This window comes from Formosa agariphila KMM 3901 (genome assembly GCF_000723205.1).
GTDB classification, from domain to species: domain Bacteria; phylum Bacteroidota; class Bacteroidia; order Flavobacteriales; family Flavobacteriaceae; genus Formosa; species Formosa agariphila.
In genome coordinates, this window is sequence record NZ_HG315671.1 from 3,568,788 (window position 1) to 3,585,847 (window position 17,060).

General features: G+C 34.3%; 18 protein-coding genes. All 18 read right to left on the reverse strand.

Features of this window, described 5'->3' with window-relative positions:
- Nucleotides 1-256 precede the first annotated feature (256 nt).
- Nucleotides 257-1,123: a pseudouridine synthase gene (locus BN863_RS15090; protein WP_038532009.1), complete on the reverse strand. Its 867-nt coding sequence runs from the start codon at nucleotides 1,121-1,123 to the stop codon at nucleotides 257-259.
- A 67-nt stretch (nucleotides 1,124-1,190) separates the two neighbouring features.
- Nucleotides 1,191-2,096 carry a geranylgeranylglycerol-phosphate geranylgeranyltransferase gene (locus tag BN863_RS15095; RefSeq protein WP_038532010.1) on the reverse strand — a complete coding sequence of 302 codons (906 nt, stop codon included), beginning with the start codon at nucleotides 2,094-2,096 and terminating at the stop codon, nucleotides 1,191-1,193.
- A 45-nt stretch (nucleotides 2,097-2,141) separates the two neighbouring features.
- A complete protein-coding gene (locus BN863_RS15100; protein ID WP_038532011.1) occupies nucleotides 2,142-3,071 on the reverse strand; it encodes a mevalonate kinase family protein in 930 nt (309 codons plus the stop codon).
- 197 nt (nucleotides 3,072-3,268) lie between these two features.
- Nucleotides 3,269-4,363, reverse strand: a complete 1,095-nt coding sequence (locus BN863_RS15105; RefSeq protein WP_038532012.1) for a diphosphomevalonate/mevalonate 3,5-bisphosphate decarboxylase family protein — start codon at nucleotides 4,361-4,363, stop codon at nucleotides 3,269-3,271.
- 4 nt (nucleotides 4,364-4,367) lie between these two features.
- Entirely contained in the window at nucleotides 4,368-4,904 is a 537-nt protein-coding gene (locus BN863_RS15110; protein WP_038532013.1) for a DUF1697 domain-containing protein, read from the reverse strand.
- Nucleotides 4,901-6,133: a BaiN/RdsA family NAD(P)/FAD-dependent oxidoreductase gene (locus BN863_RS15115; RefSeq protein WP_038532015.1), complete on the reverse strand. Its 1,233-nt coding sequence runs from the start codon at nucleotides 6,131-6,133 to the stop codon at nucleotides 4,901-4,903. Before BN863_RS15115 ends, BN863_RS15110 begins: the two co-directional genes overlap by 4 nt.
- Before the next feature lie 578 nt (nucleotides 6,134-6,711).
- Complete coding sequence (locus tag BN863_RS15120; protein ID WP_038532016.1) at nucleotides 6,712-7,401, reverse strand: glycerophosphodiester phosphodiesterase; 690 nt, start codon at nucleotides 7,399-7,401, stop codon at nucleotides 6,712-6,714.
- Nucleotides 7,402-7,404: 3 nt separating this feature from the next.
- A complete protein-coding gene (locus BN863_RS15125; protein ID WP_038532018.1) occupies nucleotides 7,405-8,280 on the reverse strand; it encodes an acyl-CoA thioesterase in 876 nt (291 codons plus the stop codon).
- A gap of 199 nt (nucleotides 8,281-8,479) precedes the next feature.
- Nucleotides 8,480-8,914: a hemerythrin domain-containing protein gene (locus BN863_RS15130; RefSeq protein ID WP_038532019.1), complete on the reverse strand. Its 435-nt coding sequence runs from the start codon at nucleotides 8,912-8,914 to the stop codon at nucleotides 8,480-8,482.
- Between the two features lie 27 nt (nucleotides 8,915-8,941).
- Nucleotides 8,942-9,307 (reverse strand): YtxH domain-containing protein, encoded by a 366-nt coding sequence (locus BN863_RS15135; protein ID WP_051774875.1) that lies wholly within the window; start codon nucleotides 9,305-9,307, stop codon nucleotides 8,942-8,944.
- A 107-nt stretch (nucleotides 9,308-9,414) separates the two neighbouring features.
- The gene (locus tag BN863_RS15140) at nucleotides 9,415-10,371 is read right to left on the reverse strand and encodes an aldo/keto reductase (protein WP_038532021.1); all 957 of its coding nucleotides are present in this window, start codon (nucleotides 10,369-10,371) and stop codon (nucleotides 9,415-9,417) included.
- A 75-nt stretch (nucleotides 10,372-10,446) separates the two neighbouring features.
- Nucleotides 10,447-11,385, reverse strand: a complete 939-nt coding sequence (locus BN863_RS15145; protein ID WP_038532023.1) for an L-histidine N(alpha)-methyltransferase — start codon at nucleotides 11,383-11,385, stop codon at nucleotides 10,447-10,449.
- Between the two features lies 1 nt (nucleotide 11,386).
- Complete coding sequence (gene egtB, locus BN863_RS15150) at nucleotides 11,387-12,532, reverse strand: ergothioneine biosynthesis protein EgtB (protein ID WP_038532025.1); 1,146 nt, start codon at nucleotides 12,530-12,532, stop codon at nucleotides 11,387-11,389.
- A 71-nt stretch (nucleotides 12,533-12,603) separates the two neighbouring features.
- Nucleotides 12,604-13,821, reverse strand: coding sequence for a bifunctional alpha/beta hydrolase/OsmC family protein (locus tag BN863_RS15155; RefSeq protein ID WP_038532026.1), 1,218 nt, complete (start codon nucleotides 13,819-13,821; stop codon nucleotides 12,604-12,606).
- Between the two features lie 11 nt (nucleotides 13,822-13,832).
- Nucleotides 13,833-14,360: a peptide-methionine (S)-S-oxide reductase gene (locus tag BN863_RS15160; protein WP_038532029.1), complete on the reverse strand. Its 528-nt coding sequence runs from the start codon at nucleotides 14,358-14,360 to the stop codon at nucleotides 13,833-13,835.
- A gap of 54 nt (nucleotides 14,361-14,414) precedes the next feature.
- Nucleotides 14,415-15,986 carry a protein adenylyltransferase SelO gene (locus tag BN863_RS15165; RefSeq protein ID WP_038532030.1) on the reverse strand — a complete coding sequence of 524 codons (1,572 nt, stop codon included), beginning with the start codon at nucleotides 15,984-15,986 and terminating at the stop codon, nucleotides 14,415-14,417.
- Nucleotides 15,987-15,995: 9 nt separating this feature from the next.
- On the reverse strand, nucleotides 15,996-16,532 hold the full coding sequence (gene msrA / locus BN863_RS15170) for a peptide-methionine (S)-S-oxide reductase MsrA (protein WP_038532032.1): 537 nt from the start codon (nucleotides 16,530-16,532) through the stop codon (nucleotides 15,996-15,998).
- Entirely contained in the window at nucleotides 16,525-16,983 is a 459-nt protein-coding gene (gene msrB, locus BN863_RS15175; RefSeq protein WP_038532034.1) for a peptide-methionine (R)-S-oxide reductase MsrB, read from the reverse strand. The genes msrA and msrB overlap by 8 nt, the downstream gene beginning before the upstream one ends.
- Nucleotides 16,984-17,060 lie beyond the last annotated feature (77 nt).

Genomic DNA, 17,060 nt, shown 5'->3' on the forward strand with positions numbered 1-17,060 from the left:
ATCTGAATTTGACTTTGGGTTGTAGGAATGAAGCCAAAGACATGTTGGCTTTTAATTATGGAGTATGCGGAAGTTAGCTCTAAAATTCGGTTGCTTATCCTATAAGCGGCTTTTGAATATGACTTCCTAATTTTCAAAAGCCCGAACACACAAACACTTTTCATTATGTTCAGCTAAATGCTTGTACAAATGTGCTATAAAAAATCGAAAAAAAAAGTTCTTTTTCGATTTTTTTGAATTTTTTTTAAATCCTGTCTTACAGCATCTTAAGACTAATAACTTCTTGTTCTGTTAAGTGCTTCCAGTGTCCGCGAGGAATATCTTTTTTTGTTAACTGACCAATACTAACACAATCAATCTTTTCGATATCGTATTTTAAATAATCGAATATTGTACGGATGATTGTACTCCCTGTATTTTTAACTTTCAATCCAATCTCTTTTTTAGACCCTTTATCGATATAGCTAATTTCTTCTACAGATACAAGTTTTCCTTCAACCTTAAAACCTTCTTTAATTTTAATAAAATCTTCGTGCTTTAAGTTCTTGTTTAATTCGATATGAAATAATCTTGGAACACCGTTTTTAGAATTGGTAAATTTCTTAGCAATATCTTCGTCGTTTGTAAACAAGATAAGGCCTAAAGAGTTTCTACCTAAACGTCCTATTGGTTTTATTCTAGAACTTGTGGCGTTAGCTACTAAATCCATTACCGTACGACCTTTACCTTCGCTAGTTGTTGTAGCAAAACCTTTTGGCTTATTTAATAATACATACGCTTTCTTTTCTGGGTTAACGCGACCACCATCAAAACGCACTTCGTCTTCCAGCTTAACTTTATACCCCATTTCGGTAACAATTTTACCATTTACAGACACCAAACCTGTAGCAATATGCATGTCGGCATCGCGACGTGAACAAATACCAGAATTTGCGATGTATTTATTTAAACGTATTTCCCCTGGATTCGATTTTTTAGCTACCTGCTGCTTAGGCTTAGGTGCATTTGAAACATCTTGTTTCTTAATAGGCGCATTTCCTCTTGCATAACTTGTATTTCGTGAATTTCCTGATCCACGTCCTGAAGCTTTTCCTTTTTTGTTGCTGCCTTGTTGCTTATTCATTGTAATATATTTATTTGATGCAAAGATAAACTATAATTTAGGAAATCTAATTTTTATGTAAATCCTTTTAAAAAAGTCGATTTAATACCACGTTTACGTCTATTAATAGCACACTTAATACGCCTGATATAATAATAAATTTTAAAATATTATGAAGTATTAGATAATGTTTCTTAGAGTTTGAATTCCATAAAAGCACTAAAAACATGGCCAATAAAAACATTGTAAAATAGAAAAAATAATACATATGTCCTATATGGTACTTACTCAATAAAAAGTAGGTTGGCACCAGTGTTAACAAGGCCAAAATAGTAAGCATTATTTTTGAATACTTTTCACCATAAACTATGGGAATCGTTTTATAACCTTGAGCCAAATCGCCAGGAATATTTTCTAAATCTTTGGTTAGCTCTCGCATGGAAATAATTAAAAACAGATATGTAGCATGCACGAAAATAACATGTTCGAAATTCTGATAATACATAAAAATAGCGAAGAATGGCGTTATCGTTAACACCGCTGAGGTTAGATTGCCTATAAAAGGCCTCTTTTTTAATTTATGCGAATAGAACCAAATTCCGAAAATATACAATGCAAAAAAAACAACAGCCTTAAACGACACATAACTAGCCATGATTACGGCAAGTAGATTAAGTACAAAATAAAAGGAGAGTTTTACATTCTGACTAATTAACCGATCAAGCATCGATTTTTGTGGCCTATTAATTAAATCTTTTTCCGAATCGTAGAAATTATTAATAATGTATCCGCCAGCAATCGTTGCCGAAGATGCCAAAACCAACATGAATAAATTTAAATCGAAAACAACTTCCCGAACCGGCTTATCATGCGCTAAGATATAAACTGCAGTAACATATTGTGCCACAACAACCATAAGTACGTTATAGCCTCGAACCACAGAAAACATACTGAAAAATTTCAATAAAATATGTTTATGTTTTCTAGAGAACATAGCTATAAATTAAAAGATGGGAGTTAAAAAATGGTACGCAGGTTACTAGAAATTGTAAACAACTTCTAGCTTTTGGCCGTGAAGGGCTTGCTTCGCTTTTTCAAAATCTTCGGTAAAACCAAGAATGTAACCACCACCACCAGAGCCACATAGCTTTAAGTAGTAATCGTTAGTATCTAAACCTTTTTTCCATAAGTCGTGAAACTGCTGAGGAATCATTGGTTTAAAGTTATTCAAAACAACTTTAGATAATTGCTTTGTATTTTTAAATAGCGACTTTACATCACCTTTTAAGAAATCGTCAACACAAGCATCTGTATGTTTAATAAACTGATCTTTAATCATGTTTCTAAACCCTTCTTGCTTCATGTTTTCCATAAAAATCTGTACCATCGGAGCTGTTTCTCCAACAATACCACTATCTATTAAGAACACAGCACCTTTTCCATCACTCTTTTGCGACGGAATACCTGTAGCTTCAATATTATCTTTAGAATTGATTAAAATAGGAATACTTAAATAACTATTTAAAGGATCTAACCCTGAAGATTTTCCGTGAAAGAACGATTCCATTTCAGAAAAAATGGTTTTCAGCTTTAACAGTTTTTCACGCGTTAAATTTTCTAGAACCGTAATTTTATCTTGGGCATACTTATCGTAAAGCGCAGCAACTAAAGCACCACTACTTCCAACACCGTATCCTTGAGGAATTGACGAATCGAAATACATACCAGCATCTATATCTTCATGCAACGTTTTTAAATCGAATAGCACTAAATCGGTACTAATAGTACCTAAATACGTTGCGTAACGCTTTAAACTTTCGTTAGATTTTATTGTTTTATCCGTTGGTGTGGTGGTCATTTTTAATGCCCCATTATAAAAGTTATAAGGTATAGATAATCCCTTGCTATCTTTTATGATACCATATTCACCAAAAAGTAAAATTTTAGAATAAAATAAAGGTCCTTTCATGTATTCACAATTGAAAATTGTTGCTGCAAAATTAACAATTAAATTCTGTATAAATACTAATTTACACAATAAATCGTTGCACTACTTTTAACGCTATCCAACTGAATGTTAATTCATTTGGGTTTCACAAGTATTTATGCGTAGCAAACTCAAGGATTCAAAACTGTTTCTAAATGTTAATTATACAGAAGCTGTATTTAATCTTTATTAATAATCAATTGATTTGCACCAAAACCTATCTCATCGCAAATAAATTGTCTGTTTTGGCAATGGCTCGCTAATTCTGTTTTAATGAATTTTAAGATGACTTCAGCTTCAGATTTCGGATACAACACATGTACGTTAGCACCGGCATCTAAAGTAAATCCAATATGTAAACCCGTTTCTTTTCTAAACGCCCAGATTTTATTTATCACCTCTAGCGTATTCGGTTTCATTAAGATAAAATAAGGCATACTCGTCATCATCATAGCGTGTAAGGTTAACGCCTCACTTTCTATAAGTGCAATAAACGCATCTAAATCTCCCGATTCTAAGATAGGTTTCAGACTTGCTAAATTTTCATGAGCTTGTGCAAAACGCTGTGCTGCAAATGGATGTCCGTGCATTAAATTATGACCAACTGTGCTACTAACTTGCTTTTCACCTTTATCGACTAACAATATAGTATCCTGATAATTTTTAAAATTCTCATGCACTGCATACGGATATTTTACTCCAAATAAATCTGAACTGCCTTCCACCGTCTCGTTTTCGCCCCAAACAATTAGGTCACCTTCTATACTTCTACAGGCAGACCCCGAACCTAATCGCGATAAAAACGAAGCCTTCTGATTAAAAAACTCAGAAGTCATCCCAGGCTGAAGTTGTTGCTCTAAACTCATTAAACACAATGCTAATGCGCTCATGCCTGAAGCAGACGAAGCAATTCCAGAACTATGCGGAAAGGTATTCGAGGTTTCAATTTTAAAAGCATAATCTTTTAAAAATGGCAAATACACGAGAACACGCTCGAAAAACGTTTTAATTTTTGGCTGAAAATCCGGTTTGTGTTCTCCATCTAAATAAACCTTAAAATCGAAATCTGAAGTCGTTTCCTTTTTAGAATACGATAAAACTGTGGTGGTTTTACACGCATTAAGTGTGAAACTTATAGATGGATTTTCAGGAATCTGATCCTTTTTCTTACCCCAATATTTTATAAGTGCAATATTGCTTGGAGACTCCCAAGACACGGTTCCTTCGGTGATGTCTTTAGTATAGACTTGAGGAATAAATTGTTGTTCGGTCATGAATTTATAAATCTGAGCACAAAGATAACAACTTCTGCATCGTTTTAAAATTTCTTGTGGTTGCCGAGACTTTTAATTTCCTTTCAAAAAAATTGTTATTGCATTTTGCTTTTCCATAACCGTGTTCCGAATAGAAATACACACAAGAATCGGTAATGACAAACGTTTCATTTACAACTGTTTCTTTAGAAACAGATTCAACAGCATCAGATTTTGGAATCTCTGCTAAAAGCGTAAAATAACTGTTTGATTTTTGTACTTCTGAAAACGGATTAGAATCAAAAATCTCTTGAAATTGCAATTGACTTTTAACTAAAACAGGCACTTCAAATCCGAAGACATTTAAAATGGATTCTGAAATTTGATTTTCTAATATTAATACATGTTCTTCTGAAGATTGAAACACCACATTCCCACTTTGTATATAGGTTTTTACATTTTCGAAACCTAAATCAGACATTAGCGTTCGTAAATCTGCCATCGGTACTTTTTTCTGTCCCGACACATTTATTCCACGTAATAATGCAATGTATGTTGTCATGCCTTACTAGAAATTGCTTTAGACACAATGTAAGCACCTGTCCATGCGTTTTGGAAATTAAAACCACCTGTAACGGCATCTATATTAATAACTTCTCCCGCCAGATACAGATTTTTATGCAGTTTACTTTCGAAAGTTTTAAAATTGATTTCTTTTAAATCGACTCCTCCAGCGGTTACAAATTCTTCTTTAAACGTACTTTTACCATCTACTTTAAAAACAGCTTGCGTTAACTGTCCGGCTAAACCCTCTAACTGATTTTTATTAATATCGCCCCAACGGCTATCTTCTGTCATTTCTGAAGCCAAAACCAATTGTTGCCACAAACGTTTAGGTAAATCGAATTGCGAGAATTTAAACACCGTTTTCTTAGCCGAGTCTAATTTTACTTGTTTAAGTTGCTCTAAAATAGCTGCTGTAGATTGTTTTACAAAATTAACTTCAACCTCAAATTTATAATCCCGTTTTGCTAATTCTAATGCTCCAAAAGCCGACAATTTTAAAATTGCTGGCGCACTCAAACCCCAATGCGTGACTAACAAAGGTCCTTCGGAATATAAATCTGTCCCAAGCACGTTAACCTCAACATTTTGAGCTACAACACCAGGAATATCTTTTAAACGATTATCTTTTATATTAAAGGTAAATAAGGACGGTACAGGTTGCGAAATGCTATGCCCTAAACCTTCTAACAATTTCCATATTTTAGGACTACTTCCAGTAGCTATAAGAAGGCTATCGGAAGTAAAACATTCATGATTAGTTTGTACTTCCCATTTATCATCAACATTAGCAATTGAATTCACACCATGACCAGTTAAAGTCTCTACACCGTGTTTTTTAGCTTCAAAAAGGAAACAGTCAATTATAGTTTGCGACGAATCTGAAACAGGAAACATCCGTCCATCGTCTTCAATTTTTAAGGAAACACCACGCTCTTCAAACCAAGCCATGGTATCTCCCGTCATAAACTGATGAAATGGACCCAACAATTCTTTTTCGCCTCTTGGGTAATATTTTACTAATTCTTGAGGTATAAATTCGGCATGCGTTACATTGCAACGTCCGCCACCAGATACTTTGACTTTTCCAAGCACCTCTTTTCCACGTTCTAAAATAGTAACTTTTAAATGCGGATTTTGTTCAGCTATATTAATGGCTGCAAAAAAACCTGCTGCACCTCCACCAATGACTAATACATCCTTCTTTTCTTTTAAGATAGAGGTCATTTATTTTATTATTTGCTGTAAATATATAAATAATAAAAAAAGGAATAATTAGGTATAAGGTCGTGCTTTTAAATAATCCTAAATTAGAACTGCATATCGCTAAGTACTAATACAAGTATTGTTAATCCAATGGCTAAAATTATGCCTACTCGAATCGCTCTAAGTGAAATTTTAATCTCCATAGTTGAAAGTTTTAAATGTTATACGAATACTTCCAGAATTTTCATTTCAGGAAGTTTATTTACGAAATAACACAACGTAGGAGTCTATGTAGACGCAATTAACTAATTACTAGGGGGATTCTAATTTAGCAAATTATAAGTTTATTTAAAAACTTTAAAGGCCTGATATCCCTTATATTCTACAAGATGTTAAATTATTAGGCATAATACATCACAAAAGCATTTAATTTATGAAAGTTATGTGCATAACACCCAGAATCATCAACTTTTCACTCCTTAAAAGAGCTGTATAATGTTCCTAAAATGCAACTTTTTATCAGTAGATTTTCATTTATCAATAGTAATTAAAATAGAAAATAGCCATCCTACTATTTACTAATATCTTATGATTTTATGTCACACCAAATCCGGATTATCAGAAATAATGGCATTTACACCATAATCTTTCATTCTAATTATAGTCGCTTTATCGTTAACCGTCCACACATTCACATCGTAGCCTTTGCTTTGGGCAAGTTTTACATTGTCGCGTGTTACAATTGCAGAACCTGGATGAATGGCTTTAGCCTGTACAATTTCAGCAAACTCTATCGCTTCAACCATATTTGCTTTTGTTAAAACACCCAACGGAATATTTTTATCGATATTAAAAACAGCTTCTATTTCGTGATGCTGAAAACTAGACACTAAAAAATCTGAATATTGCCAACCGTAATCTTTAATATAATTCTGAATAGTTTTACAAGTTGCTTCTGCTGTAGATTTTCCTTTTAATTCTATATTCAGAATACATTGTCTATCTATCAAATCTAAAACCTCATCTAAGGTCGGAATAGAAAACTGCCCGTCAACTTTTAACTTTTTCAATTCGGCAAGGGATTGTTTAGCCAATTCACCTTCACCATTAGTCATGCGGTCTAAAGTAAAATCATGAAACACTACCAATTCTCCGGTTGCACAACAATGCACATCGATTTCGATGCCGTCTACATTAAAATCTAATGCTTTCTGAATCGATTCTAAAGTATTTTCTGCGATATAGGCTTTGGCACCACGATGTCCCATAACTAAACAATTGGGTTTCATTTATTATTCCGTTTTTTTAACCATTGGTCGCATTAAACCTTCTTGTGCCACGCAGGCAATTAGTTTACCATCTCTAGAAAAAATATTTCCTTTTGCAAAACCACGAGCACTAGACGCATTTGGTGTTTCTATAGAATACAACATCCAATCGTCATAATCGAAATCTCTAAAAAACCACATCGAATGATCTAAACTTGCCATTTGGGTATTTCCAAAATGCGCTTTACTAGCGTGTGGTAACAAGGCAGCTGCCAATATATTATAATCTGATATGTACGTTAAAATTTGTTGTTTTGTTGCTAAATCAGCATTTAGAAGTGGTGTTTTAAGCTTAAACCAGATGTTAGAATACGGTGGTAAATTTTCTTGCTTTAACGGATTTACAACTTCAACAGGTTTAAATTCTATAGGACGTTCTATTTCTAAAAAGTGCTTAGTAATTTTTGGCAACACACTACCAAATTGCTGTAACATTTCTGTCCAACTTAATAAGTCTTCAGGCTGTTTTAAACTGGTATTCATTTCTATTTGATGGTCGTGTCCAGACTCTTCTTTATGAAAAGATGCTGCTAAAATAAAAATAGCTTTACCGTTCTGACTTGCTAAAACACGACGTGTAGAAAAGCTACCACCATCGCGCACTTCATTCACACTAAAATCTATCGGAACATTTAAATCTCCTGCTTCTAGAAAATACGCATGAAGCGAATGTAATATACGCTGATTCGTTATTGTTTTATAAGCCGCATTTACAGCTTGTGCCAAAACTTGACCTCCAAAAACGTGTGGACTTCCAATGGTCTTACTAACACCTTGAAAATTTCCGGCATCTATAGTTTTTAATTCTAAAAGGTCTAATAACTCGTTTGAAGATTTCATTTAAATGGGGTTTAAGAATTTCAAAATTATTAAAATGATTTTTGAAAGCACCACTTTAATCTGTTTTTATGATAATTGACCTGTATTTAGAAGCCATTATAAAATTCCGTATGTAGATAATTGAATAAACAAAAAAAGCCAAATCATGTAAATTAATACACAATTTGGCTTTAGAATAAGCTACTAACCAACCTGAAAATCACCTATTCTTTTTCATATATGTTTCATATTTAGAAGCTAATTCTGTTTTTTGTTTTTCCGACAAGGTTTTACCTGCCAATTGAAAAAACGTATGTTCTTCGTCCTCTAAATGATGTTCTACTTTATGTTTTAATTTTTTAGCTATTTTAAGCCAAGCCGACGAATCGTATTCTGTGTCTTCAAGTTCCTCGATTAACTCATCGATTTCATGATGTTCAGCAATTCCATGTCTAGAATGTTCTTGCATCATATCTGTAGAAATTAAAGGCTTATAAAAGTGGCGTTCTTCTGCATTTGCATGAATTTCTAATTCTTTTCTCACCGCTTTAAACAATTCATCTCTATTTTTAGTATCACCCGAAGACTGCACTAATTTATCGAGTAAATCGCGTTGAATATCATGATCGTGACGTATGGCTTCAAAAATAGTCATAATTAAAAGTTTTATAGATTCCTTATTTTATACTGAAGCTGTTTTGGTAGAACCATTTGTCTGAGCTTCTTTTCTAAAATGTCTATTCTTGGTTTTTAACACCTCTAGTTTTTTTTCTAGAGCCGAAATAACTTCATCAGACTTATAAGATGTATCTGTTGCTAAGCTTTCTAATTGCTCTTCAATTGTTGCCTTTTTTACATTTACCTTTTTAGCCACTGTATCGGCTAAATCTGAAGCTTGGTCTGCAAGTTTGTTTTTTCTTAACTCCGCTTCTTTTGCAAGCATATCTCTAGTCTTGCTTCCTTTATCTGGTGCAAACAATATTCCCATTGCTGCTCCTAAAGCGGTTCCTGCTATAATTCCTAAAAATGTATTTCCTGACTTGTTCATAGTATTGTTTGATTTAATGATTAATAATACTACAAAGTTAGAAGAGAAGACGGCGGCCAATTGACTCTATTAATTTAAAAATTGACCGTATAACAAATCCTGTAAAATTAACGCCAATCTAAGGCGCTTCTTTCTGTCCAATACGCCTTGGGTTGACTCGCAAATATTTGTAGTTGATGCATGTCTTCTGAAGACAATTGAAACGATAATGCTTTTAAGTTATGTTGTAATTGACCACTGGTTAAAGCACCACTTAATACCACATCTGGCGCTAGACTATCTATAATGAACCGTATTGCTATAGCATCTACTCCTACATTATATTGTTTAGAAAGTATATTAAAGTAGTTGTAAGCTTTTTCGTAATGCTTAAAGTTTTCGTTCGGAAAAACCCGACCATTCGCCAAAGCTTCTTTAATGATTACAGTTTTATTTTCGCTTAATATACGTTTTAAGAGTTTATATGTAGATTGTTCAAAAATATTATAGGTGACTTGAAAGCTTGTAAATAAATCTTCATTATCTATTTTAATACTCAAAGCCGTCTCGATAATTTCATTCTGATTAACACCACTGCTACTAATCCCTATTTGTACACCTGTTTCTTTTTTTATGCTATGTAATTCTTGAAGTGCTTCGGTATTCGTAAAAATACCGCTATCCAAAGTTGCAGAATGCACCTGATAGATTTTTAATTCTGGTAATAACGCTTTTGAGATTTGCCACTGTTCCTTAAGTTTATCGAAGGAATGCTCTTTTACTTCGTGTTTTCCCGCATAACCCAACTCCCAATTTGCCATATAAGTATATCCCCATTTGGTACTTAATGTAACATCTTTATAATTTCGGAGTTTATGCCAATCTATTAAAAACTGTTCGCCTTTTCCATAAGATGGTGCAGTGTCAAAATAACGCACACCAAAACGATAAGCATCATCTAAAACATCCATAGCATTGTTTTTAAACGCCGTTTCAGATTGCTGAATTTCTTCTTTCTTAATGTTGATATATTCTGGACGACCAATGGCAGCAAGACCTAATCCGATTTGGGTATGTTTTGGCATAACGATTTGTAATTTACCCCGAAGTTAATAAACATTCTACAGAATACAGAACGCTTTTCTTGCTAAAGTCCTAAACTATTTCTCCCAAAGACTATCTGTAAAATAGTGCTTGCAGTCTAAAAAATGAGTATCTGTTTTAAAACCGACACTAGATGCTAAGTCTTCAATTTCGGTTAAAGCATATTTTTTTGAGAGCTCGGTCCAAATCAATTCATTTTGCTTAAACGTAATGGTTTCATCTATAGTTTTAAGATACACAGTCTGTGCTTTTAAACTTACTAAATAACTTTTTACATGCCCTGTAATTGGGTCGTAATGGCAATAAAAATCGAAATCGTCTAGCTTAAAATCGGCATCAAATTCTCGATTCATTCGCGTTAATAAATTCAAATTAAAACGTTTGGTAATACCATAATCATCGTAATAAGCTTTATTAATCGTAACCGGATTTTTCTTTAAATCGAAACCTATTAAAAGTTTATCTCCCGGGTTCATATTTTTATAAAATAACTGTAATAAATCTAAGGCATCTTTTTTCAGATAATTCCCAATATTACTTCCTAAAAACAGCAATAAATTTGGAACAGTTTCTGCCGACATTTTCTTAAGAATTTCAAAATAATCGCCTACTTGAGGTTTAACTTCTAATTCAGGCAAACGTTCCTTTAATTTTGAAGTTAGCATTGTTATTGCCTCTTGAGAAATATCGATTGGCACATAATTAAAGTGAATTTCTTTAGACACCAAATATTCTAATAACTTAAAGGTTTTAAAACCATCTCCAGCACCAAGTTCAATTATATTGAAGGGTTCCGAAAACTGCAAAGCCTTATGAATTTGAGCCGCCTGAAGCGATAAAATTTCAAACTCACTATCGGTTAAATAGTAATCTTGTAGTTGCATAATTTCTTGAAAAATGCGACTTCCAATATCATCGTAAAAAAACTTTGATGAAATATGTTTTTGTTCCGCTTTTAAGCCTTGAATAATTTCGGGTATAACTGTAGTTTCCATATTATTTTACTAATCTAATTCCTGAAAATTGCCATCTCATTTGCGGATGGAAAAAATTACGATATGTCGAGCGACTATGATTTTTAACTGTAGCAACAGAGGCACCACGAAGCACCATCTGATTAATCATAAACTTACCATTGTATTCCCCTAACGCACCTTCTGCTTTTGTAAAATTAGGATAAGGTAAATACGCACTATTTGTCCATTCCCATAGTGCTCCCCAATTTAATTGTTTAGACGCTACTTCCCATTCAAACTCGGTAGGTAAACGCATGCCTTTCCATTCGGCAAAAGCAAAAGCTTCGTAAAAACTAATGTGCATAACGGGCTCGTTAACTGCTACAGGCTTGAATCCGTCTAAGGTGTAATGGTGCCAAACACCATCTACTTTATGCCAATATAATGGGGCAACAATCTGTTCTGTTTGTATAAAATCCCAACCTTCGGCATGCCATAAATTAAAATCCTGATAACCACCTGCTTCTATAAACTCAATGTATTCAGAATTCTTTACCAAGCTTGTAGAAATTTCAAATGTTTGTAAAAACACTTGATGTACGCCTTGCTCATTATCGTAACAAAACGAATCGTTATCATGCCCGATAGTATACAATCCTTCTGCTATGGTAACCGTATTAGAAGCACCTATATCTAAAGGAAGTTCAACTTGATTTGAGATGGCAGGAAAAGTAGGTTGATTTCCTAATATATATTTTATATCGTAATAAAAAAGTTCTTGATGTTGTTGCTCATGATTAATACCAAGTTTTATTGTAGTTCTTACAGTAGCGTTTAGTTCTGAATTAAAAAATTCCAGCATGTGTTTATCCACATAATCACGATAAGCAAAGACGTCTTCAACACTCGGACGCGTCATTAATCCGCGATTTGGGCGTAAGACTCTTTTACCTGCATTATTGTAATAGCTATTAAACAAATAGGCAAAATCATCATTGTAAACCTGATAATCTTCAACATATGTACTCAATATAAATTGTTCGAAAAACCATGTGGAATGTGCCAAATGCCACTTTGGAGGCGAGACAAAAACAGCTGGTTGAACGGAATAATCTTCAATCTGTAAAGGTTCACAAATTGTTTTAAAACGCTTTCGCGTAGTTATGTAGTTTTCTTTTAAAGACATATTCAGGTTAATAATGGTAAATATCTGTATTAGCCCGCAGTCTTACGGACTCTATCACATAAAAAAGGTGCTTATTCGATAACCGTTTCAATAATGGTATCGGTAACTAGTGTTTTATGCACTGGACATTTAGATGCAATTTCTTTTAAACGCGTCTTCTGTTTATCGTCTAAATTCCCAACAAACTTTAATGTCTTCTTTAAATAATCTATTTGTCCAGACGTAGAAATTTCAGTTTGCAAATCGTCGCTATGTTTTTTAGAATAGGTTATATATACAAAGACTTCTTGCAAATCCCATTTTTTACGTTCGGCATATAATTTTAAAGTCATAGCTGTACAAGAAGCCAAAGCTGAATTTAAAAACTCGTATGGTGACGGACCAAAATCATCGCCGCCAATTTTCTTGGGTTCATCTGCGACAAAACTGTGCGTTTTGGTCTGAATATTAGTTGTAAAATTATCTTCTACAAGGTTTAAATGCGCAACTAATTGCTCGCCTTGAGTATCTAAAATTTCAATTTCTTGCTCATCGAAATAACGTTGTACCCACGTTCCAATAAGGTGCCCTACATACAAACTATCACGTTCTTCTGTTAATAAATGGTTCGCTTGATCTAAACCAATAAAACTTTTAGGGTGATGAGCGTTCTTATACAATTCTTCGGCATTTTCTATACCAACAACATCATCAAAAGGTGCATGCATAATAAGAATTGGCTTTCTTAGCTCTTTTGTGATTTTTGGTAAATTTAATTTTTCAAAATCTTCAACAAATTCCTTATCTATTTTAAATGGTCGGCCACCAATATTAACTTCAACTTCTCCTTTTTCTTCAACATCTGAAACGCCATGAGAAAACAAATGGGTTACATGATTTATAGTTGATGGCGCTCCAATGGCAGCCACAGCTTTTACAGATTCTAATTTAGAAGCCGCAACAATTACTGCTGCTCCACCTAAAGAATGGCCCACCAATAACGATGGTGCTTTATAATGTTGTTCTAAATAATTACTAACATCTAAAAGATCTGAGATGTTTGCAGAAAAGTGACTGTCGGAAAACAGCCCTTCACTACGTCCTAAACCTGTAAAATCAAATCGTAGCACACCAAAATTATGGTTAGTTAACGACCTACTAATATTTCGTACAGCAGAAAACGAACTACTACAAGTAAAACAATGCGCAAATACTGCAAAATTTTGGGGTTTACCATTTGCAGGCAATTCTAAATAGGCTTGAAGTTTTACACCTTTACTATTTATAATCTCTAATTTCTGAGTGTTCATAAGGTTTCTTTTTATGGATTAATTGCGGGTGATGTTGTAAATGATGGTTTTATAAACCCAGAATAATGTTCTAATAAAAAAGACAGCCTCGGATTTATAAAACGTTTACAAAATGGTTTTTCTGGATTTTTAAGATAATAATTCCTAATGGATTCTCGAGAAGATTCAAACTGATTAAACCAATATATTTTTGTTACTAAACGATTATCGAATTGATTTTGAAATCTGTTTAATTCATTTTGAAGTCGATGTTCTTGTCCTTCAGAAAACACATAAACCGCAGATCTGTATTTTTCACGCATACTATGATTAGACCTGCTATTATGCGTATGCAAATGAATTTCTAAAAGAATGTCTTCAGAAATTTCTTTGGGATTATAATAAACAATAACAGCTTCAGAAAACGAAGCATTATCATTGAAAGAAGAAACGTAACCTTGCTCTACAAGACGTACACCTTTTAACGATTGAAATACAGCTTCTGTGCACCAATGACATCCGCCGCCAAATGCAATTTTATCTTCTGTTTTTAAATCCATAAATTTTTGGTCGTAAAAACATAAAGAACCTTAAATAAAACTTTTTTTCTAATACTAAGAACTGCAAGACAACATCGAACAGCCCACTTTATTCCGTGCCCATTCTGGTCGTTTTGCAAACCATTTTTCAGAGTCTGGTTGCTCGTCGTATGGATTTTTTAATAAATTGAATAATTCATCCACCAATGCATAATCTCCTTGTTCTGCGTCATCTATTGCCAATTGTGACATATAATTTCTAAGCACATATTTGGGGTTAACGCCATTCATTTTTGAAGCACGTTCTGCATCAGACAATGCTTCTTTTTGTAATCGGTCTGAATACCTGTCAAACCAAGCTTTCCAAACTTCTTCAATTTCTGAAGTCATGGCATCTGGATTGTAAAAAGCGTCTTCAATAAGTTTCAATCCATTTGAAAGATTTCCTTTTTCAAATTTCGAAAGAGTTCTAAATGCAATCGTCATGTCTGTTTCTAGCATTTGCAATGCATCTTCAAAATCTTGAATCAGTTTTAAGTCGGATTCTTCTGCTTCAAAAAGGCCTAGTTTTGAACGCATCATCTGTAAAGACTGGGTTTCAAAATTCGATTTATACGCATCTAAAATAGCTTGTAACGCATCGACATCTTCAATTAAAGGATATAACACATTTGCTAGTTGATATAAATTCCAAAGCCCAATATTAGGCTGATTTCCATAGCGATAGCGTTTATGTTGTCTATCGGTTGTATTTGGCGTCCAACCATAATCGAAACCTTCTAACCAACCGTAAGGCCCGTAATCTATGGTTAAACCTAAGATAGACAAATTATCGGTATTCATTACACCATGCACAAAACCGACACGTTGCCAATCGACAATCATTTTAAGCGTACGCTCAGAAACTTCCTTAAAAAAGGCTAAATACGTTGCTTTTGATGGTGCTCCCAATTCTGGATAAAAATGTTTTATCGTATAATCTGTAAGCGTTTTAAGTGTTTTGGCATCTTCTCGAGACGCTAAAAGTTCAAAGCTTCCGAAACGTAAAAAACTTGGTGCTACACGACACACTACTGCTCCTTCTTCGTATTCCGGATTCCCGTTATACATAACATCGCGTAACACTTGGTCTCCCGTTACCGCTAACGATAATGCTCGCGTAGTAGGCACGCCCAAATGAAACATGGCTTCGCTACATAAATACTCACGAACAGACGAACGTAAGACCGCCAAACCATCGGCAGTTCTAGAATATGGCGTTGGACCAGCACCTTTTAATTGCAAAGCCCAACGCTGATTTTTATATTCAATTTCGGTTAAATTTATGGCACGACCATCGCCTAATTGTCCTGCCCAATTCCCAAATTGATGTCCGCCATAGCACATAGCATACGGTCTTGTATCTTCCAATACTTGATTCCCTGTGAACACTTTTAAAAATTCTTCCGACTGACTTTCAGCTTCCGAAATCCCCAATGTTTCCAACAATTCTGGAGACACATGAATCAATTCTGGTTTTGCAGTATGTTTGGGCGTAACATAAGAAAAACAAGCTTCGCTAACCTGACGCCTAGAGTTTTCTAGAATTGGATCGGCGGGAAGTTCGCTTGTAAAAGTCTCGTTTATATGTGATTTAAAAGTTTTCAAAGGGCGTGTCTATTTTAATTTATCGGCATGCATTTGCCTTAACTTGGCTAACTTCGGATTAATAACCGCAGTGCAATAGCCTTGTGTTTTATTGTTTTCGTAATAATCCTGATGATAATCTTCAGCTTCAAAAAATGGTCCTAACGCACTCACTTCTGTCACTATTTTATCATCGAAATACGGTTGAATATTTTCAATTACAACATCTATAATCGCTTTCTCTTCTTCCTTCTGATAATAAATTACAGAACGGTATTGTGTCCCGCGATCGGCACCTTGACGATTTAAAGTTGTAGGGTCGTGTGTGGTAAAAAAGATGATTAAAATATCTTGTAATGAAATCACATTCGCATCATAAGTAAGTTGAATAACTTCGGCATGACCGGTTAATCCCGAACATATTTCGCGATAAGTAGGTGTTCCAGGGACCGTACCTCCAGTATATCCTGAAACCACTTTTTCGATACCTTTTACCTGTTGAAACACAGCTTCTGTACACCAGAAACAACCGCCTCCTAGCGTGATAATTTCTTTTGTATTATCCATGATGTTCTTCTTTCTCTAGCGTAATTGATTCTGAATTTACACAATAGCGTAATCCGCTTGGTTCTGGGCCATCAGGAAATACATGTCCTAAGTGCGCATCGCAAGTATTACACATCACTTCTACACGAACCATACCGAATGCGGTATCCTTTTCGTACTTGATGGCATTCTCCTGGATAGGCTGTGTAAAACTTGGCCATCCTGAACTAGATTCGAATTTTATAGTTGAATCGAATAATAACGTCCCGCAACACACACAACCATATTTTCCAGCTTCGTGTGCACTACAAAGTGCTCCCGAATGTGGTGCTTCGGTTCCTTTTAATCTTGCTATTCTAAATTGGTGGGGTGTTAATAATTCTTTCCATTCTTCGTCGGTTTTCTCTACACGACGATGGGGTTCTGGATTGCCATTCACGGCAAAATCCATTATATTTTTCCATGTAAGCATACTATTCCTTTTTTTTAATTTGTATTAAAAAATAACACTGATGGTTATATGATATCTGTATTAGACTCATTAACGCG

Excerpts from the sequence above, each read along its gene's own strand:
- BN863_RS15090 (WP_038532009.1), bottom strand. The coding sequence starts at position 1,123 with ATGAATAAGCAACAAGGCAGCAACAAAAAAGGAAAAGCTTCAGGACGT.
- BN863_RS15095 (WP_038532010.1), bottom strand. The coding sequence starts at position 2,096 with ATGTTCTCTAGAAAACATAAACATATTTTATTGAAATTTTTCAGTATG.
- BN863_RS15100 (WP_038532011.1), bottom strand. The coding sequence starts at position 3,071 with ATGAAAGGACCTTTATTTTATTCTAAAATTTTACTTTTTGGTGAATAT.
- BN863_RS15105 (WP_038532012.1), bottom strand. The coding sequence starts at position 4,363 with ATGACCGAACAACAATTTATTCCTCAAGTCTATACTAAAGACATCACC.
- BN863_RS15110 (WP_038532013.1), bottom strand. The coding sequence starts at position 4,904 with ATGACAACATACATTGCATTATTACGTGGAATAAATGTGTCGGGACAG.
- BN863_RS15115 (WP_038532015.1), bottom strand. The coding sequence starts at position 6,133 with ATGACCTCTATCTTAAAAGAAAAGAAGGATGTATTAGTCATTGGTGGA.
- BN863_RS15120 (WP_038532016.1), bottom strand. The coding sequence starts at position 7,401 with ATGAAACCCAATTGTTTAGTTATGGGACATCGTGGTGCCAAAGCCTAT.
- BN863_RS15125 (WP_038532018.1), bottom strand. The coding sequence starts at position 8,280 with ATGAAATCTTCAAACGAGTTATTAGACCTTTTAGAATTAAAAACTATA.
- BN863_RS15130 (WP_038532019.1), bottom strand. The coding sequence starts at position 8,914 with ATGACTATTTTTGAAGCCATACGTCACGATCATGATATTCAACGCGAT.
- BN863_RS15135 (WP_051774875.1), bottom strand. The coding sequence starts at position 9,307 with ATGAACAAGTCAGGAAATACATTTTTAGGAATTATAGCAGGAACCGCT.
- BN863_RS15140 (WP_038532021.1), bottom strand. The coding sequence starts at position 10,371 with ATGCCAAAACATACCCAAATCGGATTAGGTCTTGCTGCCATTGGTCGT.
- BN863_RS15145 (WP_038532023.1), bottom strand. The coding sequence starts at position 11,385 with ATGGAAACTACAGTTATACCCGAAATTATTCAAGGCTTAAAAGCGGAA.
- egtB (WP_038532025.1), bottom strand. The coding sequence starts at position 12,532 with ATGTCTTTAAAAGAAAACTACATAACTACGCGAAAGCGTTTTAAAACA.
- BN863_RS15155 (WP_038532026.1), bottom strand. The coding sequence starts at position 13,821 with ATGAACACTCAGAAATTAGAGATTATAAATAGTAAAGGTGTAAAACTT.
- BN863_RS15160 (WP_038532029.1), bottom strand. The coding sequence starts at position 14,360 with ATGGATTTAAAAACAGAAGATAAAATTGCATTTGGCGGCGGATGTCAT.
- msrA (WP_038532032.1), bottom strand. The coding sequence starts at position 16,532 with ATGGATAATACAAAAGAAATTATCACGCTAGGAGGCGGTTGTTTCTGG.
- msrB (WP_038532034.1), bottom strand. The coding sequence starts at position 16,983 with ATGCTTACATGGAAAAATATAATGGATTTTGCCGTGAATGGCAATCCA.